Annotated in this window: 24 protein-coding genes and 1 pseudogene; 7 read left to right on the top strand and 18 right to left on the bottom strand. The window is 72.0% G+C overall.

Annotated elements, in window-relative coordinates:
* Window positions 1–44 precede the first annotated feature (44 nt).
* The 12 genes from fabZ to OG736_RS28250 all read right to left on the bottom strand — a co-directional run bounded on the left by fabZ (window position 45) and on the right by OG736_RS28250 (window position 11864).
* Window positions 45–572, bottom strand: coding sequence for a 3-hydroxyacyl-ACP dehydratase FabZ (gene fabZ / locus OG736_RS28305; protein WP_327184906.1), 528 nt, complete (start codon window positions 570–572; stop codon window positions 45–47).
* A 2-nt stretch (window positions 573–574) separates the two neighbouring features.
* Window positions 575–865: an acyl carrier protein gene (locus OG736_RS28300; protein ID WP_020127988.1), complete on the bottom strand. Its 291-nt coding sequence runs from the start codon at window positions 863–865 to the stop codon at window positions 575–577.
* Window positions 866–919: 54 nt separating this feature from the next.
* Window positions 920–1672, bottom strand: coding sequence for a 3-oxoacyl-ACP reductase FabG (gene fabG, locus OG736_RS28295; protein ID WP_054242646.1), 753 nt, complete (start codon window positions 1670–1672; stop codon window positions 920–922).
* Entirely contained in the window at window positions 1669–2697 is a 1029-nt protein-coding gene (gene sbnB, locus OG736_RS28290) for a 2,3-diaminopropionate biosynthesis protein SbnB (RefSeq protein ID WP_327184905.1), read from the bottom strand. The genes fabG and sbnB overlap by 4 nt, the downstream gene beginning before the upstream one ends.
* A complete protein-coding gene (gene sbnA / locus OG736_RS28285) occupies window positions 2694–3770 on the bottom strand; it encodes a 2,3-diaminopropionate biosynthesis protein SbnA (RefSeq protein ID WP_327184904.1) in 1077 nt (358 codons plus the stop codon). Before sbnA ends, sbnB begins: the two co-directional genes overlap by 4 nt.
* Complete coding sequence (locus tag OG736_RS28280) at window positions 3767–6094, bottom strand: lantibiotic dehydratase (RefSeq protein ID WP_327184903.1); 2328 nt, start codon at window positions 6092–6094, stop codon at window positions 3767–3769. Before OG736_RS28280 ends, sbnA begins: the two co-directional genes overlap by 4 nt.
* A complete protein-coding gene (locus OG736_RS28275; RefSeq protein WP_327184902.1) occupies window positions 6091–7281 on the bottom strand; it encodes an aminotransferase-like domain-containing protein in 1191 nt (396 codons plus the stop codon). The genes OG736_RS28280 and OG736_RS28275 overlap by 4 nt, the downstream gene beginning before the upstream one ends.
* A gap of 5 nt (window positions 7282–7286) precedes the next feature.
* Complete coding sequence (locus OG736_RS28270; protein WP_327184901.1) at window positions 7287–7541, bottom strand: acyl carrier protein; 255 nt, start codon at window positions 7539–7541, stop codon at window positions 7287–7289.
* Window positions 7522–9051 carry a class I adenylate-forming enzyme family protein gene (locus tag OG736_RS28265; RefSeq protein ID WP_327184900.1) on the bottom strand — a complete coding sequence of 510 codons (1530 nt, stop codon included), beginning with the start codon at window positions 9049–9051 and terminating at the stop codon, window positions 7522–7524. The genes OG736_RS28270 and OG736_RS28265 overlap by 20 nt, the downstream gene beginning before the upstream one ends.
* A complete protein-coding gene (locus OG736_RS28260) occupies window positions 9038–9964 on the bottom strand; it encodes an ACP S-malonyltransferase (RefSeq protein ID WP_327184899.1) in 927 nt (308 codons plus the stop codon). The genes OG736_RS28265 and OG736_RS28260 overlap by 14 nt, the downstream gene beginning before the upstream one ends.
* Before the next feature lie 149 nt (window positions 9965–10113).
* A complete protein-coding gene (locus OG736_RS28255; protein WP_327184898.1) occupies window positions 10114–10908 on the bottom strand; it encodes an ABC transporter permease in 795 nt (264 codons plus the stop codon).
* Window positions 10905–11864, bottom strand: a complete 960-nt coding sequence (locus tag OG736_RS28250) for an ABC transporter ATP-binding protein (protein ID WP_327184897.1) — start codon at window positions 11862–11864, stop codon at window positions 10905–10907. Before OG736_RS28250 ends, OG736_RS28255 begins: the two co-directional genes overlap by 4 nt.
* Window positions 11865–12287: 423 nt before the next feature.
* Here OG736_RS28250 and OG736_RS28245 point away from each other — a divergent pair.
* A pseudogene (locus OG736_RS28245) lies at window positions 12288–12640 on the top strand (Uma2 family endonuclease).
* Window positions 12641–12756: 116 nt separating this feature from the next.
* Here the strand turns inward: OG736_RS28245 and ychF are convergent.
* On the bottom strand, window positions 12757–13845 hold the full coding sequence (ychF, locus tag OG736_RS28240) for a redox-regulated ATPase YchF (RefSeq protein WP_020128001.1): 1089 nt from the start codon (window positions 13843–13845) through the stop codon (window positions 12757–12759).
* 452 nt (window positions 13846–14297) lie between these two features.
* Here ychF and OG736_RS47330 point away from each other — a divergent pair, with 452 nt between their 5' ends.
* Window positions 14298–14687 (top strand): DUF6542 domain-containing protein, encoded by a 390-nt coding sequence (locus OG736_RS47330; protein WP_442817085.1) that lies wholly within the window; start codon window positions 14298–14300, stop codon window positions 14685–14687.
* 271 nt (window positions 14688–14958) lie between these two features.
* On the opposite strand, the gene ppgK is transcribed toward OG736_RS47330, so the two are convergent.
* Window positions 14959–15705, bottom strand: a complete 747-nt coding sequence (gene ppgK / locus OG736_RS28230; RefSeq protein WP_327184895.1) for a polyphosphate--glucose phosphotransferase — start codon at window positions 15703–15705, stop codon at window positions 14959–14961.
* A gap of 53 nt (window positions 15706–15758) precedes the next feature.
* Entirely contained in the window at window positions 15759–16805 is a 1047-nt protein-coding gene (locus OG736_RS28225; protein WP_327184894.1) for a 4-hydroxy-3-methylbut-2-enyl diphosphate reductase, read from the bottom strand.
* Window positions 16806–16919: 114 nt separating this feature from the next.
* Between OG736_RS28225 and OG736_RS28220 the strand changes: the two genes are divergently transcribed.
* From OG736_RS28220 to OG736_RS28205, 4 genes are all read left to right on the top strand, one after another.
* Entirely contained in the window at window positions 16920–18302 is a 1383-nt protein-coding gene (locus OG736_RS28220) for an APC family permease (protein ID WP_327184893.1), read from the top strand.
* A gap of 106 nt (window positions 18303–18408) precedes the next feature.
* Window positions 18409–19626 carry an exodeoxyribonuclease VII large subunit gene (gene xseA / locus OG736_RS28215; RefSeq protein WP_327184892.1) on the top strand — a complete coding sequence of 406 codons (1218 nt, stop codon included), beginning with the start codon at window positions 18409–18411 and terminating at the stop codon, window positions 19624–19626.
* Window positions 19627–19671: 45 nt separating this feature from the next.
* Window positions 19672–19896 (top strand): exodeoxyribonuclease VII small subunit, encoded by a 225-nt coding sequence (locus OG736_RS28210; RefSeq protein WP_020128007.1) that lies wholly within the window; start codon window positions 19672–19674, stop codon window positions 19894–19896.
* Between the two features lie 316 nt (window positions 19897–20212).
* Complete coding sequence (locus OG736_RS28205; protein ID WP_327184891.1) at window positions 20213–20803, top strand: malonic semialdehyde reductase; 591 nt, start codon at window positions 20213–20215, stop codon at window positions 20801–20803.
* A gap of 114 nt (window positions 20804–20917) precedes the next feature.
* On the opposite strand, the gene OG736_RS28200 is transcribed toward OG736_RS28205, so the two are convergent.
* On the bottom strand, window positions 20918–21442 hold the full coding sequence (locus OG736_RS28200) for a DUF4245 domain-containing protein (RefSeq protein ID WP_327184890.1): 525 nt from the start codon (window positions 21440–21442) through the stop codon (window positions 20918–20920).
* A gap of 125 nt (window positions 21443–21567) precedes the next feature.
* Between OG736_RS28200 and glpX the strand changes: the two genes are divergently transcribed.
* Window positions 21568–22602 carry a class II fructose-bisphosphatase gene (glpX, locus tag OG736_RS28195; RefSeq protein WP_327184889.1) on the top strand — a complete coding sequence of 345 codons (1035 nt, stop codon included), beginning with the start codon at window positions 21568–21570 and terminating at the stop codon, window positions 22600–22602.
* Window positions 22603–22734: 132 nt separating this feature from the next.
* On the opposite strand, the gene OG736_RS28190 is transcribed toward glpX, so the two are convergent.
* Window positions 22735–23112: a WhiB family transcriptional regulator gene (locus OG736_RS28190; RefSeq protein WP_327184888.1), complete on the bottom strand. Its 378-nt coding sequence runs from the start codon at window positions 23110–23112 to the stop codon at window positions 22735–22737.
* Window positions 23113–23295: 183 nt separating this feature from the next.
* Window positions 23296–23982 carry a DUF1707 SHOCT-like domain-containing protein gene (locus OG736_RS28185; protein WP_327184887.1) on the bottom strand — a complete coding sequence of 229 codons (687 nt, stop codon included), beginning with the start codon at window positions 23980–23982 and terminating at the stop codon, window positions 23296–23298.
* Window positions 23983–24079 lie beyond the last annotated feature (97 nt).

Genomic DNA, 24079 nt, shown 5'->3' with positions numbered 1-24079 from the left:
TCCTTTTCTTCGAGGGTTCTTCGGTGGGACCCGGACAGAGGGGGTCAGGCCTTGCGGCCGGTGGTGACGATCAGGGAGCCGGCGGCGGCCAGTTCCGAGCCGACGCTCGCCCGCACCGACACCTGCCGGAGGCCGCCCAGCCGCTGGCCGAGCTTGGCGTCCAGGGTCAGCTGGTCGCCGGGGACGACGAGCCGGGAGAACTTCATCGAGCTGATGGACCCGAGGTAGCCGACGCTCGCGGAGGGGTCGCCGCCGCCCTCGGGCGCACCGGTGGCCTCTGCCGCCGCGGCTGTTTCGATGATCTCGGCGACGTACACGACGGCCACCAGCTGGGCCATCGCCTCGACGATCATCACGCCCGGCATGATCGAGTGGTCGGGGTAGTGCCCGGCGAAGAAGGGCTCGTTCACCGAGACGCTCTTCACGCCGCGGCCCGAGACGCCGGGGACGACGTCGTAGGCACGGTCGATCATCAGCATCGGCCAGCGGTGCGGCAGCATCCGCTTGATGTCGTCGGAGGAGTAACTGTGCTTCTGCTGGGGCCTGGCGGGGGCCTCGGAGGCGATCGTCATGCTCAGACCTCGCGGGCTTCGATGAAGTCGACCAGGGCGTTGATGGAGCCGAAGGCCTCGAAGTCGTCGTCGCTGATCAGCACGTCGTACTCGTTGTTGACCATGACGACGATCTCCAGGGTGTCCAGCGAGTCCATCTCCAGGCCGCGGCCGAACAGCGGCTGGTTGTCGGAGACGACGGCGGGCTCGACGTCCAGGCCGAGGCGGTCGATGATCATCGACTTGACCTTCATGTTCTTGGCCAGACGGGTCTCGGCCTGGGTACGGATGTCCTCGAAGGTGGCGACGGACACGGTGCGTTCCTTTCACAGAGGGATAAATGCTGTGCAACTGCTGGGTTCTGATGGCTAGTTGGGGATCATTCCGCCGTCGACGGTGAGCACCTTGCCGGTGATGTAGGAGGCGGCGGGGGCCGCCAGGAAGGCGGCCGCCTGGGCCACCTCGGCCGCGGTGCCCATGCGTCCCATCGGGATGACCTGGAGGGCCTCCTTCATGTGGGCCGGCGGCACCTTCTTGACCATGTCGGTGTCGATGAACCCGGGCGCGACGACGTTGACCCGGATGCCGCGCGGGGCGACCTCGTACGACAGCGTCTTGGCCATGGCGATCACCCCGCCCTTGCTGGCGGCGTAGTTGGCCTGCCCGGCCCGGCCGGCGATGCCGCTGGTGGAGGCGATGAAGACGATGGCGCCGCCGCTCGCGTACATCTGCTTGGTCGCCTCGCGGGCGGTGTAGAAGGTGCCGGTCAGATTGGTCCCGATGACCTCCTGCCACTTGGCGGAGCTCATGGCGGCCAGGTGACCGTCGGCGGTGACACCGGAGTTGAGGACGGCGACGTCGAGACGCCCCCAGGCCGCCTTCAGCTGCTTGTACATCGCGGCGACCTGGGCCTCGTCGGAGACGTCCGCCCGGACCGGCAGGGCCTCCCGGCCGAGTTCGCGGATCCGCTCGGCGACCTCCTCGGCCTTCGCCGCGTTGGAGCGGTAGTTGAGGGCCACGTCGCAGCCGTGCTCGGCCAGGGTGAGCGCGATCGCCGCGCCGATGCCGCGCGAGGCGCCGGTGACGAGGGCCTTGGTGCCCTCGGCGAAGAAGGTGCTCATGCGGCCCTCCCCGCCATCGCCGCGGTGACCCGGTGGCTGCCCGGGTCGAACCCCGCGGCCTCGGTGCCGAGGCCGGCCGCGGTGGCGGCCTTGAGGACCGCCTGGGCGACCGCGAGGTCGAGGATGCCGAGCCCGAAGGGCGAGAAGACGATCGTGCCGTCCGTGGCCGGCGGCTCGGAGCAGCCCAGCACGGTGGCGATCTCGGCGTGCACGAACTCCCGGTGACCGACCTCCTGTTCGGCCTGGTGCAGGGAGGTCCGCTCACGGACGGCGTGCTCGATGTCGTCGACCACGTTGTACGCGCCGAGCACCGAGCCGGTGCTCAGGTCGCGCAGCGACAGGTGCAGGATCACCTGGCGGGACGGGCGGTCGGGGTGGTCGGCCAGGTCGAGCCAGTACGTCGAGTCGGTGGTCGCGATGCTCACCGTCTGGGCGCCGAGCGCCGTGGCGACGTCACCGGTGCGGAAGGTGATCCCCGGGTACTCGCACTCCAGTTCGGCGGCGAACACCTCCGCTCGGCCCGGGACCACGTCCTGGAGCACCACGGTCTCGAGCTCGGGGTGGGTCAGGGTGAGGAAGGCGAGGACCCGCTGGTTGATCGTGCCGCAGCCGATGAGCCCGGCCGTACGCACCGGACGGGAGCCGTGCAGCGCGCCGCTGGCGAGGGCGGCGCTCGCCGCGGTCCGCGAGGACGAGATCTGGCTGCCCTCCAGCAGGGCCTGCGGATATCCGGTGTCGAGGTCGTTGAGCACCTGGACGGAGGAAGCCCGCTGGAGGCCCTGCTCGACGTTGGCCGGGAAGGAAGAGATCCACTTCAGGCCCATCACGGGCTCCGGTCCGCCCAGGTAGGCGGGCAGGGAGATGATGCGCGAGCCGGCGGGCCGCGGCGGGCGCAGGAAGCTGGAGAACGGCACCTGCGAGTGGCCCTGGCCGTGCAGCACGTAGGCGCTGCGGACCGCGTCGAGGACGGCGGGTCCGAGGCCTTTCAGGGCCACTGCGACATCGTCGCGACCGAGGATCCTCATGACTGACTCCTTTCGTGATCGGTGGTGTCGGGAACGGGGTTGTCGTCGGTGAGCGGGAATTCCTTGAAGCGGTCCTCGACCCAGGAGTCGGAGTAGACGGTGTCGAGGTAGCGGTCGCCGCCGTCGGGAAGGACGGCCACGCAGGTCGCGCCCGGTTCGATCCAGGACGCGGCGGCCTGGAGGGCGGCCACGACGGCGCCCGAGGAACCGCCGGCGAGGATGGACTCCTGGGCGAGCAGCTGCCGGCAGCCGCGTACGCAGTCGAAGTCGGTGACCTTGACGATCCGGTCCGCGAGGCCCGGCCGCAGCAGCGGGGGCACGACCGCCGCCCCGTGGCCGGGAATCGTGCGCCGGTGGGTGAGCTCCCACGGCTCCGGCGGTCCGAAGATCACGCTGCCGACCGCGTCCACCGCCACCACGTTCGTGGCCAGGCCGTGGTCGCGGATGTACTCGGCGCAGCCGCGCAGCGTCCCCGTGGTGCCGGCCGCGAGGAACAGGTGGTCGGGGCCGCCCGGGAGGGCCTCGTGGATCTCCCGCATGGTGTGGTGGTGGGCCCGGGAGTTGTGCTCGTTGGCGTACTGGTTGGGCCAGTAGGCGTCCGGGACGCTCGCCAGGAGCGACCGCACCCGCTCGATCCGGGCCGGCAGGTACTCGCCGGTGGCCGGGTCGCGGTCGACGACCTCGACCTTCGCGCCGTACGCCCGCATGATGGCGGCGTTCTGCGGGGTGGTGCGCGGGTCGATCACGCAGATCAGGTTCAGCCGGTAGAAGTTGCACAGCTGGGCGAGCGCGATGCCCAGGTTGCCGGAGGAGGACTCCACGACCGTGGAGACGCCGGGGACGAGCTTCCCCGCCCTGATGGCGTGCTCGATCATCGACTTGGCGGCGCGGTCCTTGATGGAGCCGCCCGGGTTGAAGCGCTCGCACTTGGCGTACACCTGGAACCGCGCGGGCGGGAACAGGCGGTCGAGGGCGACCAGCGGGGTGCCGCCGATCGTCGCGACGATGTCGGGGTCCCGGGTGCGGGTGGCACGGACCGCGAGGGCCGCGCCGTCGGAGGCGAGGACGGTCATTCCGGCACCTTTCTGCTGATCTGGAGCCGCAGTTCGCTGACGAAGCGCTCGCCGTCGGCGTCCGGCAGCCAGGAGTCCTCCGGAGCCGGCAGCGGCTCGCTGAGGGTGATGACGGCGTCGGGGTCGAGCCGGCGCGCGGCCCGGACGAGGTTGGCGAAGGACAGCACCAGCGTCGGGCTGGTGAAGTCGACGAGGGACGGCTTGGTCTCCTCGGGGAACTTGACGAAGAGCAGGTCGGGCAGGGCGTGTTCGGCCACCCACCGGCGGACGGCGAGATAGTCGCGCTCCCGCTCGGCCTTGTCGGGCAGCTCCGTTCCGGCGGCCGGCAGTCGCCAGGTCTCCCGGAACAGGACCAGGTCGTCGAGGCTCACGCGCGGGGCGTGCGGCCGGTCCAGGCCGATCTTGAAGGCGTCCGCGGCGATGATCGCGACGGGCACCGCGAGCAGCTCGGCGATGCTCCAGACACCCCCGTCGGGGGTGGTCGCGGTGACCGTGCCGTCCTTCTCCGCCAGGCCGACGGAGACCGCGGGGTCGACGCGGGCACGGTCGTCGTACGGAGCCCGGGTGAAGCCGATCAGCCGGTCGCCGGCGCCGATCGGGGCGGGCACCATGCGGCCGCTGTTGCGCTTCCACTCGACCGGCAGCAGCGGCACCAGCCGCCGGGCGCCGATCGCCGCGTTCACCTTGTCCCGCAGCGAGCCGGCGTCGGTGGTCCAGTCGAGGAACGGCAGGTCCAGTGTGGCCAGGCAGGCGTGCAGTTCACCGAGGACGGTGGTGTAGTCGCCGGCGTTGAAGGCGTCGACGGACCGGGCCACCACCTGCAGGTCGGGGCTGTGCACAGCAAGATGGGGTGAGCGCACCGGACCGGTCGCGAAGACCTCGCGGGCCCGCTCCTCGATGTCGGACACCGCCAGGCGTACCGGGGCCCGCTGTTCCTCGGCGAGGTGCAGCACCTCGCGCCACTTCTCGGCGAGTTCACGGGTCGCGGTCTCCACCGGGGTGGCGTGGTCACCCCAGAACAGCCCGAGCACCTGCGTCCACACGTCGGCGAGGGTGACGTCCCCGCGGCGGCGGGCCGCGGCCTTGCGGACGAACCCGGCGACCTCCGCCTCCACCAGCTCGGCGAGCCGGTTGCCGAACCAGTCCGCCGCGTCCGCGACCAGGGCCAGCGGACGGGCGATCCCGTCCAGGAAGTCCCGCCCCAGGTCCATCCGGCAGTCCCGGAGGGAGTCCTGGTAGCAGAGCGTGCGACCGGCGTACGCCTTGCCCTCGTCGCGGGAGGCCGACTGTCCCGTCGTCCGGACGAAGAACTCGTCCAGCCGGTCGAGCGCCGCCACGAGCTCCTCGGCGCTCGACGCGCGGTCGATGCCGTCGCGCAGCCGGTCGAGTCCGGTGAGGACGGCGTCGAAGCGGACGAACAGCTCCGGGTCGCCGATGCCGGCCACCCGTCGGCGCAGCACCTCCTCGGCACGGACGTCGACGGGGATGTTGGCGTCCCAGGTCAGCACCCGCTGCCGCAGCAGCCGGGTCAGGACCTTCTCCACCCGCTCCCGCGCCGTCGCCGGCTCCCAGCCGGTCGCCTCGGCGATGGCCTCGCCGGCGCGGTCGCCGTCCACCAGGCGCAGCACCCGGACGTCGTCCTCGCGCAGCCGCACCGTACGGCCGCCCTGCATCACGAGCCGGTCGCCGTCGAGATGCACGTCGGGCCGCAGCATCGGCGGGAACCACCAGCGGGCGCCCGGCTGTCCGGCCATCCAGTCGGCCAGCGCGGCCACCGTCCAGCGTTCGAGGAAGGTACGGCTGCGCGAGGTGAGCGACGGGCCGACATCGAGATCGACGGCGCGCTGCCCCTGTCCGACGGAGATCCAGGCCCCGGGGCCGAAGAAGCCGATGGTGTCGGCCTTGGCGCAGTACCGCAGCCAGTACATGGCGAGGGTGCGTTCGCGCTGCCGGCGCTTGGACTCCTTGCCCTTGCGCGCGGCGAGGGAGTCGAGGATCTGGTAGACGGTGCGGTTCTGCCAGGCGATGGCGGTGCGCACCTTGTCGTCGGTGGCGAGCCGGGCCAGCCGCCCGGCCTCGGCGTCGGTGTCGGCGCGGTAGGCGGCGCTGAAGGCCTCCTGGCCGTCCGTCCCGCCGCCGGCCTCCAGCAGCCGCGCCGCCAGGGCGGCGCGCGGTCCGCCGATCAGGCCGAGGCCGGAGACCGGGAAGCCCGCGCTGCGGAGCAGTCCGACGCCCCACACCCGCCACGCGCTGTCGCCCAGCCGGTACGACGGTCCGAAGGCCGTCCAGTCGAGCGTGCGGGTCGCTTCGAGCGTGCCGGTCATGCCGCCGCCCCTTCCGCCGCCCGTTGACCGAGCGCGGCCGCCAGCCGGGAGATCCCCTCGGCGATCCGCTTCTTCGGCACGTGGCTGAAGCACAGCCTGAGCGCGTCGGCGTTCTCCCCGCCGATGCCGAAGTGGGAGCCGGGCACGAAGGAGACCCCGTGCTCGGCCGCCGCGTCGACGAAGGTGTTCGTGTCGACGCCGTCGCGGTGCCGCAGCCAGATGTAGAAGCCGCCGTCCGGCCGCTGCCACGACCAGGGCCCGTCGGCGCCGAGCTCGGCGTCCAGCGCGTCGGCCATCAGCGTCGACCGCTCCCGGTAGCTCGCCCGGTAGGCGTCGACGAGGTCGGTCCAGCCGGACCGTGTGTGGAAGGCGGCGAGCGCCGCCTGGGCGAGCGCGGACGGGGACAGCGCCATGATCTCGGTCGTACGGCGCAGGGTGCTCGCGAGTTCCGCCGGCGCCGCGATCCAGCCGCAGCGCAGCCCGGGCGCGAACACCTTGGAGAAGGTGCCGAGATAGATCACCCGGTCGGGGTCGAGGCCCTGGAGGGTGTCGGTGGTCCGCCCGTCGAAGCCAAGCAGGCCGTAGGGGTTGTCCTCGACGATCAGCAGGTCCAGCTCCCGGGCCACGGTGAGCAGTTCCTGCCGGCGGGCGACGGAGAGGGTCGCGCCCGTCGGGTTCTGGAAGGTCGGGTTGCAGTACAGGAGGCGGGCGGTGCGGCCGTCGGCGCGCAGTCGGCGCACCGTCTCGCGCAGTCCCTCGGGGTCGAGCCCCTCGGCGTCCTCGGGCACCGCGTGCGGGTGCAGTCCGGCGGTGCGGAAGGCGGCCGCGGCGCCCGGGTAGGCGGGGGTCTGGCACAGGACCGTCTCCCCCGGGGCTGCGAGGCCCAGGGCCACCGCCATCAGCCCCATCTGGGAGCCGCCGGTCGGGACCAGGTTCTCGGCGGTGGTGCGCCCGCCCTCACGGGCCATCAGGTCGGTGATCGCCGGCACCAGGGCCCCCGCGACATGCGGGGTCGTGTACTGCAGGGCGAGCTTCCCGCCGAGCCGCAGGAGCCGGGAGAGCTGGGCGGACAGGACGTCCAGCGGCAGGACGTCCAGGTCGGGCAGGCCCCCGGCGAAGGAGATCAGATCCCCGCCCCGCTCGAACAGTCGCGGCATCTCCACCGCGGGTCGTGTGTCGGTCCACATGGCGGTCAGCTCCCGGTTCTGGCCGGCAGTGCGGCGGCCAACTGGTCCTGCACGGAAGCCAGCAGGCCGGCCGAGGAGGTGAGCGCCGGGTCGGCGAGCGCCTCGGGGTCGATCTCGATGCCGTACTGCTCCTCGACGGCCATCACCAGGGCGATCGTCTGGAGCGAGTCCACGCCGAGGTCCACGAGCGGGGTCTGCGGGTCGGTGACCGTGACGGCGCAGATCTCCTCGACGAGCTGGTCAAACTGCGACTGGTTCATGGGTGGTCCTCGTCTGTGTGGGCTGTCGTGTCGTCTGTCCGATGGGGCGGGGGTCGTCGGCGCGGACCAGCAGCTCGGCGGCCTTGCGGTCCGGTTTGCCGTTCGCGGTCAGCGGTACGGCGTCGAGGGGGACGATCCGGTCGGGCAGCCGGGCCCGGTCGAGGCGCAGCCGCAGCCGGTCGCGGACCTCTTCGGGCGTCAGCGAGGTCTGCACGGCCAGGAGCAGGGGGGCGTCCTCGGTCTCGGGCCGGAGCGCCACCGCCGCGATCACACCGGGGATCCGCTCGGCGGCGTCCTCGATCTCGGTCAGCCCGAGGCGGATCCCGCGCCGCTTGATCATGTCGTCGTCGCGGCCGACGAAGTAGAGCCGGCCGTCCTCGTCGAGGTATCCCTGGTCGCCGGTGTGCAGCTCCAGCGCGCCGTCGGCGCCGCGGACGTAGCGGTGCTGCGCCTCCAGGGGGATGCCCCAGTAGCCGGCCATCACGGTGGCGCCGGCCACGACGATCTCGCCGACCTCGCGGGGGCCGAGCTCCCGCTTGGCTCCGTCGACGATCCGGACCCGGTCGCCGGGGATGGGCCGCCCGACGGAGTCGGGGTGGGCGGCGTACTCGGCGGGGTCGAGGATCGAGATGCGCTTGCACTCGGTCATGCCGTACATCGAGGCGAACGCCGATCCCGGGAAGGCCTCGAGGAGTTCGGCCATGACGGCGCGGCCGGGTCGGGCACCCGTGTTGGTGAACAGCCGCACCCCGGTGGGCCGCCTGAGCCTGCTCTGGAGCAGGGCCAGCATCTGGGCCAGCGAGGGAACGAGCGGGACGACGGTCACGCCGTGCTGCTCGATCGTCCGCAACAGGCCCCGGTCGCCGCCGCGTTCGGCGAGGACGAGCGTGCCGCCGGTACGGGCGCAGAGCAGGGCCTGGTAGAGGCCGTAGTCGAAGGAGAGCGGGAGCCGGCACAGCACCACGTCGTCCGCGGTGTAGCCGAGGCAGGCGCCCACGGCCTCGACGGCCGCGATCATCTGCCGGTGCGGGCAGACGACGCCCTTCGGTCGGCCGGTGGTGCCCGAGGTGTAGATCAGCATCGCGACGCCGTCGTCCGGGATCCGGGCGGCGAAGCCGTCGGCGGGGGCGTCCCGGATCTCCTGCCGGGCCTGCTCGACCGGGACGGTCCGGCCGGCCCGCTGCCCCGCGCCGGGCGGGCAGATCGCCAGGGCGGCCGAGCAGTCCTCGACGATGCCGGCGACCTGGAGGTCGGTCAGGTCGGGGTGGACGGGGACGAAGACGGCGCCGATACGGAGGGTGGCGTGGAAGAGGGCGAGGAAGGTGCGGTCGTTGCCACCGGCGTGGACGACCCGCTGCCCGGGGGCGATCCCCTGGGCCCGCAGCCAGCCGGCCGCGCGGTCGACGTCCGTGCCGAGCTCGGCGTAGGTGAGGCTGCCGTCGCCGTCGACGACCGCGGGGTGGTCGGGGCGCTCGGCGCGGGCGCGCTCGAAGAGGTCAGACACCGGCATGGGCGGGTTCCTCCTTACGGGCGCTCTCGCCGATGCGCACGAGGGCCTTGCCGATGTCGCGGGCCGTGTTGACCGGGAGGACGTCGAGTTCGGGGTGGCGGCGCTTGAGGATGTTGGCGAGGGTGCGGGCGGGCGGCAGGGACACCGTCAGTCCGGGTGCCAGGCGGGCGAGGGTGTGCAGGCACAGGTCCCAGCGCACCGGCCGGACCACCTGGTCGACGAGCCGCCGGCGGACCGCCTCGGGGTCGGCGACCACCTCGCCGTCGGCGTTGGAGAGCAGGGCCCCGTGGGGGGCCGCGAAGTCGGTCGCGGCGACCGCGGCGGCGAAGGCCTGCCGCGCGGACTCCATGTACGGGGTGTGGAAGGCGCCCGCGACCGGCAGGGGTTTGACGGTCGACCCGTGCGGGGGATCCGCCGCCAGCTGCTGGAGGTGCTCGGTGAGCCCGGCGGCCACGATCTGGCCGGGACCGTTGAACGTGGCCGCGTACAGGCCGAGTTCGGCGATCCGCTCCAGCACCCGGGCCTCGTCGCCGCCGACCACGGCCGCCATCGAGGTGGGTGCCTCGGCGCAGGCCGCGGCCATCGCCCGGCCGCGGACCGCGGCCAGCCGTACCGCGTCGACGGGCGTGAGGGCTCCGGCGTAGGCGGCGGCGGTGAGCTCGCCGACCGAGTGCCCGGCCGCGACCGCGGTGCCCGCCGCCGCCAGCGCCTCGTGGGCCAGCAGGCCCTGGGCGACCAGCAGCGGCTGGGTGTTCTCGGTGCGGGCGATCTCCGCGGCCGAGGCCCGGGTGCCCAAGTGGACGAGATCGCAGTCCGCGGCCTCGGACCAGGCCCGTACGCGCTCGGCGTGGACCGGGTCGCGCAGCCAGCCGGCCATCATGCCAGGGGTCTGGGAGCCCTGACCCGGCGCCATGATTACGAACATGTGTTCTATCCCCCTTTCGTGTTGAGCCCGTTGCACGGCGCTCGGGCCGGCGGGCGGTGGGATGCGGATGGGATTCGGTGAGGTGAAGAGAGGTGAGGTGAAGAGAGGCGGGGCGGGATGGCGCCGGGTGGGCTGAGCTACTGGCGGCCGGTGCTCTTCGCGAACCGGCGGACGGCCATGAAGCCGAACCCCGCGAACCAGGCGACGATGTTGAAGACGGCGCCCGCCAGACTGGAGTGCTCGCCGCTGAAGCTGTAGCCGTCGGTGAGGGCGTAGCGGGCGAGGGTGGAGACGCCGTACATCGGCGTGTACCGCGAGATCTCGAGCATGGTGCCGCTCAGCGGGATGAACAGGTTGCCGAGGAAGGCCAGCGCGGTCATCGTCAGCCCCGGCATGTGCATCACGACGTCGGGCTTGAGGGCCAGGCCCAGCGAGATGCCGAGCGCCGCGAAGACCGCGGCCCCGAGCCAGGCGACGACCAGGGACGTCACCCACACCTCGGCGCCGGCGTGCGCGCCGGTGACGAAGCCCAGCACTCCGACGATGGCCACCGGCACGGCGGCCATCACCACCGAGCACAGGACCTTGACGAGCAGGTATCCGGGCGGGGCGAGCGGGCTCAGCGCGATCGTGCGCATCCAGCCGGCCGACTTCTCGACCGAGATGGTGGCCGCGGAACTGGTGGCGGCCATCGCGGCCCCGTACACGGCGAGGCCGATCATCATCCAGGCGGCGAAGTTGCCGTGCGGCAGCGTGCCGTGGGCCGGCGCGGTACGGAACAGGGCGAGGTAGAGGACGGCCGGGAGGAGGAGGGTGAAGATCGTGGTCTGACGGTTGAAGCGGCGGGCCAGCTCGTAGCGGACGAAGGTGGGGTTGACTCCGCTGAACGACGAGGCGCGGGGGCGGGCGGGCGGCGCGGTCAAGGTGGTCATCGCGGGCCCTCCTGGCCGGTGCGGCCGGCATGCGTGATGGCCATGAAGGCCTCCTCGAGGCTCCGGGGCGCGACCTCGATCTCGGTGGCGGAGGTCCGAGTGACGAGCAGCCGCAGCAGGGCGTCGGAGTCGGTGGAGTCGAAGTAGTGGCGATCGCCGCGGACCGCGACGGACCGCACGGACGGCGAGCCGGCCACCGAGGCCGCGTCCTGCGGGCTGATCAGCGCGGAGACGGTACGGCCGCTGATACGGGTGCGGATCGAGGAGGCGGACCCGTCGGCGACGACCCGCCCCTGGTCGACCATCACCACCCGGTCGGCGAACTGGTCGGCCTCCTCCATGTAGTGCGTGGCGAACAGGACCGTCATGCCGTGCCGGGCGTCCTCGCGGACGGTGGCCCAGAACTCGCGGCGGGCCGCCACGTCCATCCCGGCCGTCGGCTCGTCCAGCACCAGGAACTCCGGGTTCGACAGCAGCGCGATCGCGAACCGCAGCCGCTGCTGCTCACCACCGGAGCACTCGGAGACCCGGCGGTCCCGCAGCCTGGTGACGCCGGCCCTGCTCATCACGGTCTCCGGGTCGGCGCCGGGGTGCAGCGAGCCGAGCATCCGTACGGTGGCCTCGACGGTCAGGTCGGGCAGCAGCCCGCCGCTCTGGAGGACCGCGGCCACGCGACCGGCGCGCACCGCCTGCTGCGCCGCCTCGCCGAACAGCTCCACCTGCCCCGAGTCGGGCCGGGTGAGGCCCAGGAGCATGTCGATCGTGGTCGTCTTGCCCGCGCCGTTCGGTCCGAGAAACGCCACGACCTCGCCGCGCCGGATCCGCAGGTCCAGCCCGTCCACAGCGGTGAACTCCTCGCCCTTGGCGTCGGCGAACCGCTTCACGACCGCGCTGAGCACGGCGGCATCCGGTGACGTCACCTCCCCCGACGCCGGGCGGAGTTGGGTTTCGGTCATCTTCAGGTCCTCACGATCCGGTGGGGGGTGGCTTGACGAGAAACACTCTTGCGCCCGCCGCTATCCGCCCGAACCGAAGCGGCTATCCCTGCCCTATCGAGCCCCGGACCGACACACCGAGGAGGCCGGCAGAGCCGGTGATCCCGACCTGCCTCGGCACCCTTCCCACACCTCTGACCAGCACTTCCGCCCCGACTTCCGCCCCGTACTTCCGCCCGGCACTCGCGTCGGCCTCCGACGGGTGTCCCGGTCGCCCGCGAACCGCGGACCGCGGACCGCACTCGGCGCGGTGGCGAGAACCTCTTCGTCGCCGCCCCTCGATCGACCACACCGACCTGAACCCGGAAGGGTGGCCGGATGCCGTCGCACGCGGTCACTCCGGACGACACACCTCGTGACGGCCGCGCTCGCTAGGGTCGCCCCATGACCGCACTGCCCGACTGGGTGCGCCCGCCGCGCGAGGAAGGCTGGCTCGCGGAGGACCTGGACCGCACCTGGTACGCCCAGAGGACGTGAAGCTCGTCGTCGAGGCGGTCTCCCCCGAATCAGCCCACCGCGATCGCACCGTGAAGCTCCGCAAGTACGCGGAAGCCGGAATCCCGCACTACTGGTGCATCGAGGACGAGGACGGCGCCCCTGTGGTCCACGTCTACGAACGCGACGAGCCGACCGGCGCCTACGCGCCCGCCGGTATCTTCCGGGGCGTCCTGGAGCGCCCCGTGCCCTGCGAGATCAGCCTGAATCTCGACAAGCTCACTCCGCCCCGGCGTGACTGACAGGTCGGCACCGACGCAGGCAGCAGTACGGGTACGCAGGAGGGGCCGGGCTCCATGAGCCCGACCCCTCCTGACCTGTCCGCCCGACGAATCGCGGCGCGGAGCAATGCGTACGGCTACACGTTGAAGCGGAACTCCACCACGTCGCCGTCCTGCATGACGTAGTCCTTGCCTTCCATGCGGGCCTTGCCCTTGGCTCGGGCCTCGGCGACCGAGCCGGTCTCCACCAGGTCGGCGAAGGAGATGACCTCCGCCTTGATGAAGCCCTTCTGGAAGTCGGTGTGGATGACACCGGCGGCCTCGGGCGCCGTGGCGCCCTTCTTGATGGTCCAGGCGCGGGACTCCTTGGGGCCGGCCGTGAGGTACGTCTGGAGGCCCAGGGTGTTGAAGCCGACGCGGGCGAGGGTGGCGAGTCCGGGCTCCTCGGCGCCGACCGACTCCAGCAGCTCCATCGCGTCCTCCTCGTCCAGCTCGGCGAGGTCCTGCTCCAGCTTGGCGTTGAGGAAGATCGCCTCGGCCGGGGCGACCAGCGCGCTCTGCTCGGCCCTGAACTCCTCGTCGACCAGCTCGTCCTCGTCGACGTTGAAGACGTACAGGAAGGGCTTGGTGGTGAGCAGGTGCAGGTCGTGCAGGAGCTCCTCGCGCCCGGAGCCCTGGACGATGCCCGCGGAGAAGAGGGTGTCGCCCTTCTCCAGGATCGCCTGCGCCGCCTCGACCGCCGCGACCTTCGCCGCGACCTCCTTCTTGATCCGCGACTCCTTCTGGAGGCGCGGCAGGACCTTCTCGATCGTCTGGAGGTCCGCGAGGATCAGCTCGGTGTTGATCGTCTCGATGTCGTCCTTGGGCGAGACCTTGCCGTCGACATGGACGACGTTCTCGTCCTTGAAGGCGCGGATGACCTGGCAGATCGCGTCGGACTCGCGGATGTTCGCCAGGAACTTGTTGCCCAGGCCCTCACCCTCGCTCGCGCCGCGCACGATGCCCGCGATGTCGACGAAGTCGACGGTCGCCGGGAGGATCCGCTGCGAGGAGAAGATCTCGGCCAGCTTCGTGAGGCGGGCGTCCGGGACGCCGACCACGCCGACGTTCGGCTCGATCGTGGCGAACGGGTAGTTGGCCGCCAGCACGTCGTTCTTGGTCAGGGCGTTGAACAGGGTCGACTTGCCGACATTCGGCAGACCGACGATTCCGATCGTGAGCGACACGTTGCGACTTCCCGTGGTGAGAGGGCCGGAAGGCCAGTTCCCGGAGTGAGAGGGCCAGGGGCCAGAGAGCTGACCGGTCCCCCAGTTTACGGCGTGCCCGGCGCCGCCCCGGCGGACCTGTCGAACGCTTGGCCAAGCTCCGCCCCACGGCGTGTCCGACACCCGATTCGGCACATAAACCGACCTAAGTTGGTCCGGTGGAGCAACACAGGACGCGCCCCCCGGCCCAAGGCACCCGCCGCGACCCGCCACCCCTGCCACCCCTGCCGCCTCAGGCAGGCCGGGAGGCCGGTCGGGAGCCGGGCCGCAAGCAGCCGCGCCCGGCGGGTGGCCCCGGCAGGGCCGGCGCCGCACGTTCCGGCGGTCCCCGTCCCGCCCCCGCCGGGCGACGGCCCGCGCCGCCCCTGGAACGGACGGCGCGGACGGAGCGGGCGGAGCGGACGGGGCGCCGGATGCCGAACCCCCGGCTCACCGGGCTCGGCGGCGGGCTGTTCAGCGGGGTGCTGATGTTCGGCATCGGCTGCCTGGACCAGCTGCTGTTCGGTGCCTCACTGACGGTGTACAGCGTGCTGTTCCTGCCGGTGTGCCTGCTGACCGCCCTGTGGGTGCGCGGGGGCGACCTGCTGTCCGCGCCGGTCGTCGTGCCGATCGCCTTCGCCGTGGGACTGCTGCCCGTGTCCGAGGGCGGGAACGGCGTCGGGGCGCGGCTGATGAGTCTGGTGACGGCGCTGGCCACACAGGTCGGCTGGCTGTACGCCGGAACGCTCGTGGCGGGAGCCGCCGTCCTGGCGCGCGGACTGCGCCGGGCAGCGAACCGCCGACAGAACGCGAACCGCCGCTAGCCGCGGCCTGCCGTCGCCGACGACAGGCCACCCGGCACCGCCCCCGAGCAGCGCCACCGTCGGCCGCCGGGCGCCTGGCTCTGGTGGCTACCGCGGCGGGTGGTCGGGCGGCTACCGGGCGGGCGGCCGGCCGCCTGCCGCCGCCGCCGGCAGGTCACCAGGCAGCACCCGAGCGCCGCCGCCGGGCGGTCGGGCCAACCCGGCGGTCGGGCCGGGCGGTCGGGCCCAGCCGTCGGGTGGTCAGGCGGGAGGTCGGTCGGACGGTCTGGGGCTAGTTCCCCTTCGCCGCCCGCATCGCCGCTCCCACGATGCCCGCGTTGTTCTGCAGTTCGGCCGGGACGATCTCCGCCCGGATGCCTTCGATGAGGTGCAGGAACTTGTCGGCCTTGCGGCTGACACCGCCGCCGATGATGAACAGTTCGGGCGAGAAGAGCATCTCGACGTGGGCGAGGTACTTCGTGACCCGGCGGGCCCAGTGCTCCCAGGTCAGCTCGCCGTCCTCCCTGGCCTTGCTGGAGGCGCGCTTCTCGGCGTCGTGCCCGTGCAGCTCCAGGTGGCCGAGCTCGGTGTTGGGGACGAGGACGCCGTCGACGAAGAGGGCGCTGCCGATGCCCGTGCCGAACGTCAGCAGGATCACCGTGCCGCTGCGGTCGCGGCCGGCGCCGAAGGACACCTCCGCGACGCCCGCCGCGTCCGCGTCGTTGACCACCGTCACCGGCAGACCGCCCAGCCGCTCGCTGAAGAGGGCACGCGCGTCCGTGTCGATCCAGCTCTTGTCGACGTTGGCCGCCGTACGGATCGTGGAGCCGCCGGTGACCACGCCCGGGAAGGTCAGGCCCACCGGTCCCGTCCACTCGAAGTGCTCGACGACCTGCCGCACACCGTCGGCCACGCCCTCGGGCGTGGCCGGGTGCGGGGTGAGCACTTTGTGGCGCTCCTGAGCCAGGTCGCCCCTGTCCAAATCCACCGGGGCACCCTTGATCCCGGAACCGCCGATGTCCACGCCGAAGATCTGCATGGCCCTACGTTACGACGGTCGAATGACAGTCACTCACTCGGTCGAGGTGTCGGTCAGCTGTCCGCCGGACCGGACACCGCGTCGGGCGCGGCCTCGGACGCCGCACCGCTGCCGCCCCGCTGGGCCGCCAGGGCCGCCGCCTCCTCGCGCAGGTCACGGCGGAGCTCCTTGGGCAGCGAGAAGGTGATGTGCTCCTCGGCCGCCTTGACGAGCTCGACGTCCCCGTAGCCACGCTCGGTGAGCCAGGCCAGGACCTCCTCGACGAGGACCTCGGGGACGGAGGCGCCGGAGGTGACGCCCACCGTGGTCACGCCCTCCAGCCACGCCTCGTCGATCTCGCTCGCGAAGTCGACCAGGTAGGCCTCACGGGAGCCGGCGAGCTTGGCGACCTCGACGAGCCGCTTGGAGTTGGAGGAGTTGCGGGAGCCGACCACGATCACCAGCTCCGCCTCCGCGCCCATCTGCTTCACCGCGAGCTGACGGTTCTGCGTGGCGTAGCAGATGTCGTCGCTGGGCGGGGAGATGAGCTGCGGGAACTTCTCCTTGAGGGCGTCGACCGTCTCCATGGTCTCGTCGACCGAGAGGGTGGTCTGGGAGAGCCACACGATCTTCGACGGATCACGGACCTCCACCTTGGCGACGTCCTCGGGGCCGTCGACGAGCTGGATGTGCTCGGGGGCCTCGCCGGAGGTGCCGATGACCTCCTCGTGGCCCTCGTGCCCGATCAGGAGGATGTCGTAGTCCTCGTTGGCGAAGCGGACGGCTTCCTTGTGAACCTTGGTGACCAGGGGACAGGTGGCGTCGATGGTGGCCAGTCGCCCGCGCGCGGCCTCCTCGTGGACGACGGGGGCGACACCGTGCGCGGAGAACATGACGATGTTGCCCGGCGGGACCTCCTCCGTCCGCTCGACGAAGACGGCGCCCTTCCGTTCCAGGGTCTGCACGACGTACTTGTTGTGGACGATCTCGTGCCGGACGTAGACCGGCGCCCCGTACTGCTCCAGGGCCTTCTCGACGGCGATCACGGCACGGTCGACGCCCGCGCAGTAGCCCCGGGGGGCGGCGAGCAGGACACGGCGGCGGCCAGGCGAAGCAGTCATGCGTCCCATCGTAAGGCCGCGCCCGAGGGGTCGGAGATCACCGCTTTGGGGAGACTGGGCAGACCGGCGATGAGCCGACGGGGGGTGGCCAGGACCCGACGCGCGGAGGCACCGATGTCCGACACCGCCGACACCGGCACCCAGGACCGTCCGGCCCGGGAGGAACCCGGACGCCTGCGGCGGAGCCTGCGCTTCCGCGACCTGGTCGTCTACGGGCTGCTGTTCATCGCGCCCATGGCGCCGGTCGGCATCTTCGGCACGCTGGACGCGAAGTCGCACGGAGCGGTGGCGCTGGTCTACGTCGTGGCGACGGTCGCCATGGCCTTCACCGCCTTCAGTTACGCGCAGATGGTGCGGGTGGTCCCCCAGGCGGGCTCGGTGTTCGCCTACGCGCGCGTGGCGCTCGGGGAGAGGGCGGGGTTCGTGGCCGGCTGGATGGCGCTGCTGGACTACGTCCTCATCCCGGCCGTGGCGTACCTGTTCTCCGGCATCGCGATGAACGCGCTGGTCCCGGAGGTCTCCCGGTGGGTGTGGACGGCTCTCGCGGTCGTGATCACCACCCTCCTCAACCTGTGGGGCGTGCGGGCGGCGGCCCGCGTGGGCTTCCTGGTGCTGGCGCTGGAGATCGTCGTCCTGGTCGTCTTCGTGGTGTCCGCCGTGGTGGTCCTCGCGCGCGACGGTGCGGAGCGCGGCTGGCTGTCGCCGTTGAGCGGAGACGGCTCGCAGGGGGCGTTCGCGCTGTCCGCGGTGATCGGCGCGGTGTCGGTGGCCGTCCTGTCCTATCTGGGCTTCGACGCGATCGCGAGCTTCGCGGAGGAGGTCACCGGGGGCTCGGAGAAGGTCGCGCGGGCCCTGTTGTTCTGCCTGGCGCTGGCCGGCGTGCTGTTCGTGACGCAGACGTACCTGGTGGCGCTGCTGGAGCCGGTGTCGTCCGCCGAGCTGGCCGCCGATGCCGGCCGGCAGGGGTCGGCGTTCTATGACGCCGTGGACGTGTCCGTCGGTACCTGGCTGCACGATCTGGTGGCGGGCAGCAAGGCGATCGGGGCCGCGTTCGCCGCCCTGGCCGGACAGGCGGCGGCCGGCCGGCTGCTGTTCGCCATGGGACGTGAGCGGCGGCTGCCGCGGGTGCTGGCCCGGACGGACGGGGGCGTGCCGCGGGTCGCGCTGCTGTGTTCGGCCGTCGTCACGATGGTCGCGGCGGTGTGGGCGGCGCGCCGCGACGACGGGATGGACCACCTGGTGTCGGTGGTCGACATCGGCGCGCTGACGGCCTTCACCTTGCTGCACGCGAGCGTGGTGGGGTGGTTCGCGGTGCGGCGGGCGGGTGGCCCGGTGGTGTGGTGGCGGCATGTGCTGATGCCGGTGGCGGGTGCGGCGATCACGATCGCGGTGATCGTCGAGGCGTCGGGCACGGCGCAGCTGGTGGGCCTGATCTGGCTGGCGGTGGGGGCGGTCGTGCTGTTCGCGCAGCGCGGGAGGCCGGGGGTGGCCGCCTAAAGGTGCGCCGCCGCTCAGCCTGCCCTTTTCCCGGCCCCGCCCTGCTGCCTCGCGCCCAGGGGGCGGGACCCCCGGATTGTCGGTGGCGGCCGATACGCTCGGGCGCATGGCTGTGAACACGTCCGCGGACGCCCCGCTGCCCGTCGGCGAGGTCTCGCGGCTCATCGGAAGCTGGATCGACCGGCTCGGCGCGGTGTGGGTCGAGGGGCAGATCACCCAGTTGTCGCGACGCCCGGGTGCCGGCGTGGTGTTTCTGACGCTGCGGGACCCGTCGCACGACATCTCGGTGAGCGTGACCTGCTACCGGCAGGTCTTCGACGCGGTCGCGGACGTCGTCGGGGAGGGCGCGCGGGTCGTCGTCCACGCGAAGCCGGAGTGGTACGCGCCGCGCGGCCAGCTGTCGCTGCGGGCCGTCGAGATAAGGCCGGTGGGGGTCGGTGAGCTGCTGGCGCGGCTGGAGCAGCTGAAGAAGTCCCTGGCCGCAGAGGGCCTCTTCGCCCCCGCCCGGAAGAAGCCGCTGCCCTTCCTGCCGCAGCTCATCGGGCTGGTGTGCGGACGGGCCTCCGCCGCCGAGCGGGACGTCCTCGAGAACGCCCGGCACCGCTGGCCCGCCGTCCGCTTCGAGGTGCGCAACGTCGCCGTCCAGGGCGTGCACGCGGTGACGCAGGTCGTCCAGGCGGTGAAGGAGCTGGACGGCCTGGACGAGGTGGACGTGATCATCGTCGCGCGCGGCGGTGGCAGCGTGGAGGATCTGCTGCCGTTCTCCGACGAGCAGCTGGTCAGGGCGGTCGCGGCCTGCCGTACGCCGGTCGTCTCGGCGATCGGGCACGAGCCGGACAACCCGCTCCTCGACCATGTGGCCGACCTGCGCGCCTCGACGCCGACCGACGCCGCGAAGAAGGTCGTACCGGACGTCGGCGAGGAACTGGAGCGGGTGCGGATGCTGCGCGGGCGCGCGCGGCGGTGCGCGCAGGCGTTCCTGGAGCGGGAGGAGCGCGGGCTCGCCCACGCCCTCGCGCGGCCGGTGATACAGGATCCGCACCGGATGATCGACGAGCGGGCCGATCACGTCTCCTCGCTCGTCGACCGTTCGCGGCGCACGCTCGGGCACCTCCTGGACCGCGCCGACTCCGAGCTGACCCACACGCACGCGCGCGTGGTGGCACTCTCACCGGCCGCGACGCTGAAGCGGGGGTACGCGGTACTCCAGAAGGCCGACGGGCACGTGGTCCGGGATCCGGCCGAGCTGACGGCCGCCGAGACACTGCGCGCGCGGGTCGCCGAGGGCGAGTTCACCGTCCGGGTCGACGACGTCGACAACTAGGCACCAACGTCCACAACGACCACAACGACCACCGGGATTGGGTGCATGACGAGCAAGACGGACGAGGCGCTCGGATACGAGCAGGCCCGCGACGAGCTGATCGAGGTCGTACGGCGTCTGGAGGCGGGGGGTACGACGCTGGAGGAGTCCCTCGCCCTCTGGGAGCGCGGTGAGGAGCTGGCCAAGGTGTGCCGGCGCTGGCTGGAGGGCGCCCGGGCGCGGCTGGACGCGGCGCTGGCCGAGGAGGGCGAGGCGGAAGAGGGGGAGTGAGCGGAGGCACTCTCGGCTGGGGGGCTGCGGTGCGTCGGGCGTGTGCAGTGGCCCTGTGCCGCGGGCCGGCGAGGCGGGCCTGCGCAGCGGGCGCCCGTGAATCGGCCCCGTGCAGCGGGCCTGTGCAGCGGGCCCGTGAGGCGTCGCCCGGCGTCCCCCTCGCAGCGGCCCGTGCGGCAAGAAACCTGTGAAGCGGGTCACCTCGCTCCGACTTTTGTTGAACCTTGAACCTTCCTTGCGTACTCTCAGTGCCGTCAGCCTATCCGGACCGCGGTCCGGTACGGGATCCGGACGCCACCACCGAGGAAGTTCCCGCATGTCTCTCGTTCTCGACCCCACCGCCCAGGACCTGCTGTTCCGCGAGGCCCACACCGCGAACACCTTCACCGACGAGCCGGTGACCGACGAGCAGGTCCAGGCGATCTACGACCTGGTCAAGTACGGGCCGACGGCGTTCAACCAGACCCCGCTGCGCATCACCCTGGTCCGCTCCGCCGAGGCCCGCGAGCGCCTGGTGCAGCACATGGCCGAGGGCAACCAGCCCAAGACCGCCACCGCCCCGCTGGTCGCGATCCTCTCCGCGGACAACGAGTTCCACCAGGAGCTGCCGACCCTGTTCCCGGCCTTCCCGCAGGCCAAGGAGCTGTTCTTCAGCGAGCGTCCGGCCCGCGAGGGCGCCGCCGCGCTGAACGCCGCCCTCCAGGCCGCGTACTTCATCATCGGTGTCCGCGCCGCCGGCCTGGCCGCCGGCCCGATGACCGGCGTGGACCTCGAGGGCGTCCGCAAGGAGTTCCTGGACGACGACCACACCCCGCTGATGGTCGTCAACATCGGCAAGCCGGGCGAGGGCGCCTCCTACCCGCGCTCCCCGCGCCTGGCGTACGACGAGGTCGTCACCACCGTCTGAGACCGGTGACATGCGAAGAGGCCCCCGCCGAGCACGCCGGGGGCCTCTTCGCACGTCACCTCGCACGTCACCCCGCGGGGCTTGTCGCAGGGCTGGTCGCGGGTCGGAGGGCGCTCACGCCAGCTTCAGCGCGCCGGCCATCGCCGACAGCTGCTCGAAGGACCCCGTGCCCGCCACCACGGTGGTGGAGCCCGTCTCGCCCTGGAGAACGAGCGCGTCGTAGCGGCCGCCGGTGTAGCGGGTCCAGGTGCGGCCGCCGATCTGCTCGGTGACCTTGGTCGCCTTCGAGCCCTGGCTGGCCTCCTCGACGAACTCCGAGCGCTGCTGAGTGGACTGCTCGATCGCCACGTACTCCCCGTCGGGAGCGTGGAAACCGAGGTGCCATGCGTCGAAGTCGTCACCCTGGAACCGCACCGAGGTCGCCTTCCAGTCGTCGGACAGGCCCTCGGGCGCGGCCACCGGGTACGTCGCCGCGCGACGCGCCGTGAGGAGCTCGACGCGGTAGTCGACCTGCTGGACCTCGCGAGGGCGATCGTCGTGCGGGACGAAGAGGTATATGACCCACGCCGCGATCATGATCACCCCGAGGGAGAGAATCATGTCGCGGGCTGTCTTCTGCTTGCCGTTCGAACCTGCCACGCCCCTATCGTCGCAGGTGCCCGATGCGCTCATCCGTGGGGTCCCCTGCTCATTTTGTCGGACTGACGATAGAGTCGGGATCGAACCCTCATCCGGCCGTCGTCGTATCAGAAAGGTGCGCTCCGATGACCGAGCATCATCATTTGCCGTCCGAACTCGATGTCCCCTCCGAGGCCCCCGACCGCAACCTCGCCCTGGAACTCGTCCGGGTGACCGAAGCCGCCGCCATGGCCGCGGGCCGCTGGGTGGGGCGCGGTGACAAGAACGGCGCCGACGGAGCCGCGGTGCGCGCCATGCGGACCCTCGTCTCCACCGTGTCGATGAACGGCGTGGTCGTCATCGGCGAGGGCGAGAAGGACGAAGCCCCGATGCTCTTCAACGGCGAGCGCGTCGGTGACGGGACCGGGCCCGAGGTCGACATCGCGGTCGACCCGATCGACGGCACCACGCTGACGGCCAAGGGCATGCCGAACGCGATCGCCGTCCTCGCGGCCACCGAGCGGGGCGCGATGTTCGACCCGTCCGCCGTGTTCTACATGGACAAGCTGGTCACCGGCCCCGAGGCCGCCGACTTCGTCGACATCGACGCGCCCGTGGCCGTGAACATCCGGCGGGTCGCCAAGGCCAAGCGGGCCATGCCCGAGGACGTCACCGTCGTCATCCTGGACCGCCCGCGGCACGAGGGCATCATCGAGGAGATCCGGGAGACCGGGGCGCGCATCAAACTGATCTCCGACGGTGATGTCGCCGGCTCGATCCTGGCCCTGCGCGAGGGCACCGGCGTCGACCTGCTGCTCGGCATCGGCGGCACCCCCGAGGGCATCATCTCGGCCTGTGCCGTGAAGTGCCTGGGCGGTGTCATCCAGGGCAAGCTGTGGCCCAAGGACGCCGAGGAGCGGCAGCGGGCACTCGACGCCGGTCACGACCTCGACCGCGTCCTGACCACCGAGGACCTGGTGACCGGCGAGAACGTGTTCTTCGTGGCCACCGGCATCACCGACGGCGAACTGCTGCGGGGGGTCAGGTACCGGTCGGAGACCGCGACCACCGACTCGATCGTGATGCGGTCGAAGTCCGGGACGGTCCGGCGGATCGACTCCGAGCACCGGCTGAGCAAGCTGCGGGCCTACAGCGCGGTCGACTTCGACCGGGCCAAGTAGCCCCGTAGCCCGATCGGGCCGAGCAGCCCGGTGGTCCGATCGGGCCGAACGGCCCCCGCAGTGCGTGAGAGGGGCACCCCCGGTGCGGTGGGGGTGCCCCTTTCGCGTGCCCCGAGGATCTCGGCCCGCCGCTCAGCCCGCCGCCGCTATGCGGCCCGCCGACTGTGCCGCCTTCTTCAGTTCCACGTCGCGGCGGCGGCGCCGGGCGAGGGCCACCCGGCGTTCGGCGGCGGTCAGGCCGCCCCAGACGCCGTAGGGCTCGGGTTGGAGAAGCGCGTGTTCGCGGCACTCCACCATGACGGGACAGCGGGCGCAGACCCGCTTCGCGGCTTCCTCGCGGGAGAGCCGGGCGGCCGTGGGCTCCTTGGAGGGGGCGAAGAACAGGCCTGCCTCGTCGCGCCGGCACACCGCCTCGGTATGCCAGGGGGCGTCCTGATCCCTGTCGCGCGCTGGTACCCGCTGGGCCGGAACAGCGGCGACCTGCACGGGCGGATGCGGCGGTTGCAGCACGGGTCTACTCCTGACGACGGCTTCGCGAGCGAGAGACGATGCAGCAAGGCCTACCCGCTGTGCGCGCGCCTATGCACTGAGTTCCCGACCGCCGTGCCCGCAGCGCCTCGCGACGACCCCGCCGCCACCTCGCGACGCCCCCGCCACTGCCTCGCCGCCGCCTCGCGGCGAACTTCACGACCGTCAACGGTTCAGGTGCTTGCGCAAACCCCTGTCGACCTTGTGCTGAACCCGGTCGAGAATGTCCGCGACGAGCTTGCCCCGCTTCGGCCGGCCCTCGATGTTGCCCAGCACCGCCCAGCCGTCGACGTAGACCACCGGGGCGTCGGGCTGGGGCGAATCGAGCGCGTACACCTCGAAGTTGCCCAGCACCGCGCCGCCGGTGCCGCGCAGCGAGACGTTCTCCGGGACGCGGACCTCGACGTTGCCGAAGACCGAGATCGCCTTGATCACGACCTGCTGGTACTCGAAGAGCGCCTCGGTGAGGTCGATCTCGACGGTGCCGAAGACCGCGTAGGCGTGGATGCGGCGGCCCGCGCGCCAGCGGCCCCTGCGGACGGCGCTGCTGAAGATCGCGACCACGTTGTCGTCGGGGTCGGCGGGGATCGCTCCCGCGGTGGGCCGGCTGGGGGCGGAGGAGGGGGCTGCGCGTCGCTCGTGCGCGGCGGGCAGGTCCCGGACGAAGACCTCCAGCTCGCCGACCGTCTTGGCGGCCAGTACGCCCTCGACACGCTCCGCGTGCTCGTCGGCGGTCAGCCGGCCCTCCGCGAGAGCCTCGCGGAGCATGTCGGCGATACGGTCACGGTCGGCGTCCGAGGCACGCAACTCCGCGGCCGGCGCGGGGGCGGCGGTCTGCTTGTGAAAGTCCACGAGAAGCAGCGTACCGAAACACGATAGATCGCGATAGCCCCAGCCCGGAACGGGCGCCGCCGAACTGAGCCTTACCTCACAAGCTCGTCGGCGGCGG

This window comes from Streptomyces sp. NBC_01334 (assembly GCF_035983595.1).
Classification (GTDB): Bacteria; Actinomycetota; Actinomycetes; order Streptomycetales; family Streptomycetaceae; genus Streptomyces; species Streptomyces coriariae.
Note: the sequence above shows the minus strand (reverse complement) of the source record. Positions and strands in the feature narration are given on the sequence as shown.

Coding starts and splice junctions, on each gene's coding strand:
- OG736_RS28270 (WP_327184901.1), bottom strand. CDS start 7,541: ATGAACCAGTCGCAGTTTGACCAGCTCGTCGAGGAGATCTGCGCCGTC.
- fabZ (WP_327184906.1), bottom strand. CDS start 572: ATGACGATCGCCTCCGAGGCCCCCGCCAGGCCCCAGCAGAAGCACAGT.
- OG736_RS28250 (WP_327184897.1), bottom strand. CDS start 11,864: ATGACCGAAACCCAACTCCGCCCGGCGTCGGGGGAGGTGACGTCACCG.
- OG736_RS28205 (WP_327184891.1), top strand. CDS start 20,213: ATGTCTCTCGTTCTCGACCCCACCGCCCAGGACCTGCTGTTCCGCGAG.
- OG736_RS28225 (WP_327184894.1), bottom strand. CDS start 16,805: ATGACTGCTTCGCCTGGCCGCCGCCGTGTCCTGCTCGCCGCCCCCCGG.
- OG736_RS28210 (WP_020128007.1), top strand. CDS start 19,672: ATGACGAGCAAGACGGACGAGGCGCTCGGATACGAGCAGGCCCGCGAC.
- OG736_RS28255 (WP_327184898.1), bottom strand. CDS start 10,908: ATGACCACCTTGACCGCGCCGCCCGCCCGCCCCCGCGCCTCGTCGTTC.
- ppgK (WP_327184895.1), bottom strand. CDS start 15,705: ATGCAGATCTTCGGCGTGGACATCGGCGGTTCCGGGATCAAGGGTGCC.
- OG736_RS28260 (WP_327184899.1), bottom strand. CDS start 9,964: ATGGCGCCGGGTCAGGGCTCCCAGACCCCTGGCATGATGGCCGGCTGG.
- OG736_RS47330 (WP_442817085.1), top strand. CDS start 14,298: ATGCCGAACCCCCGGCTCACCGGGCTCGGCGGCGGGCTGTTCAGCGGG.
- glpX (WP_327184889.1), top strand. CDS start 21,568: ATGACCGAGCATCATCATTTGCCGTCCGAACTCGATGTCCCCTCCGAG.
- sbnB (WP_327184905.1), bottom strand. CDS start 2,697: ATGAGGATCCTCGGTCGCGACGATGTCGCAGTGGCCCTGAAAGGCCTC.
- OG736_RS28275 (WP_327184902.1), bottom strand. CDS start 7,281: ATGTGGACCGACACACGACCCGCGGTGGAGATGCCGCGACTGTTCGAG.
- xseA (WP_327184892.1), top strand. CDS start 18,409: ATGGCTGTGAACACGTCCGCGGACGCCCCGCTGCCCGTCGGCGAGGTC.
- fabG (WP_054242646.1), bottom strand. CDS start 1,672: ATGAGCACCTTCTTCGCCGAGGGCACCAAGGCCCTCGTCACCGGCGCC.
- sbnA (WP_327184904.1), bottom strand. CDS start 3,770: ATGACCGTCCTCGCCTCCGACGGCGCGGCCCTCGCGGTCCGTGCCACC.
- OG736_RS28265 (WP_327184900.1), bottom strand. CDS start 9,051: ATGCCGGTGTCTGACCTCTTCGAGCGCGCCCGCGCCGAGCGCCCCGAC.
- OG736_RS28280 (WP_327184903.1), bottom strand. CDS start 6,094: ATGACCGGCACGCTCGAAGCGACCCGCACGCTCGACTGGACGGCCTTC.
- OG736_RS28220 (WP_327184893.1), top strand. CDS start 16,920: ATGTCCGACACCGCCGACACCGGCACCCAGGACCGTCCGGCCCGGGAG.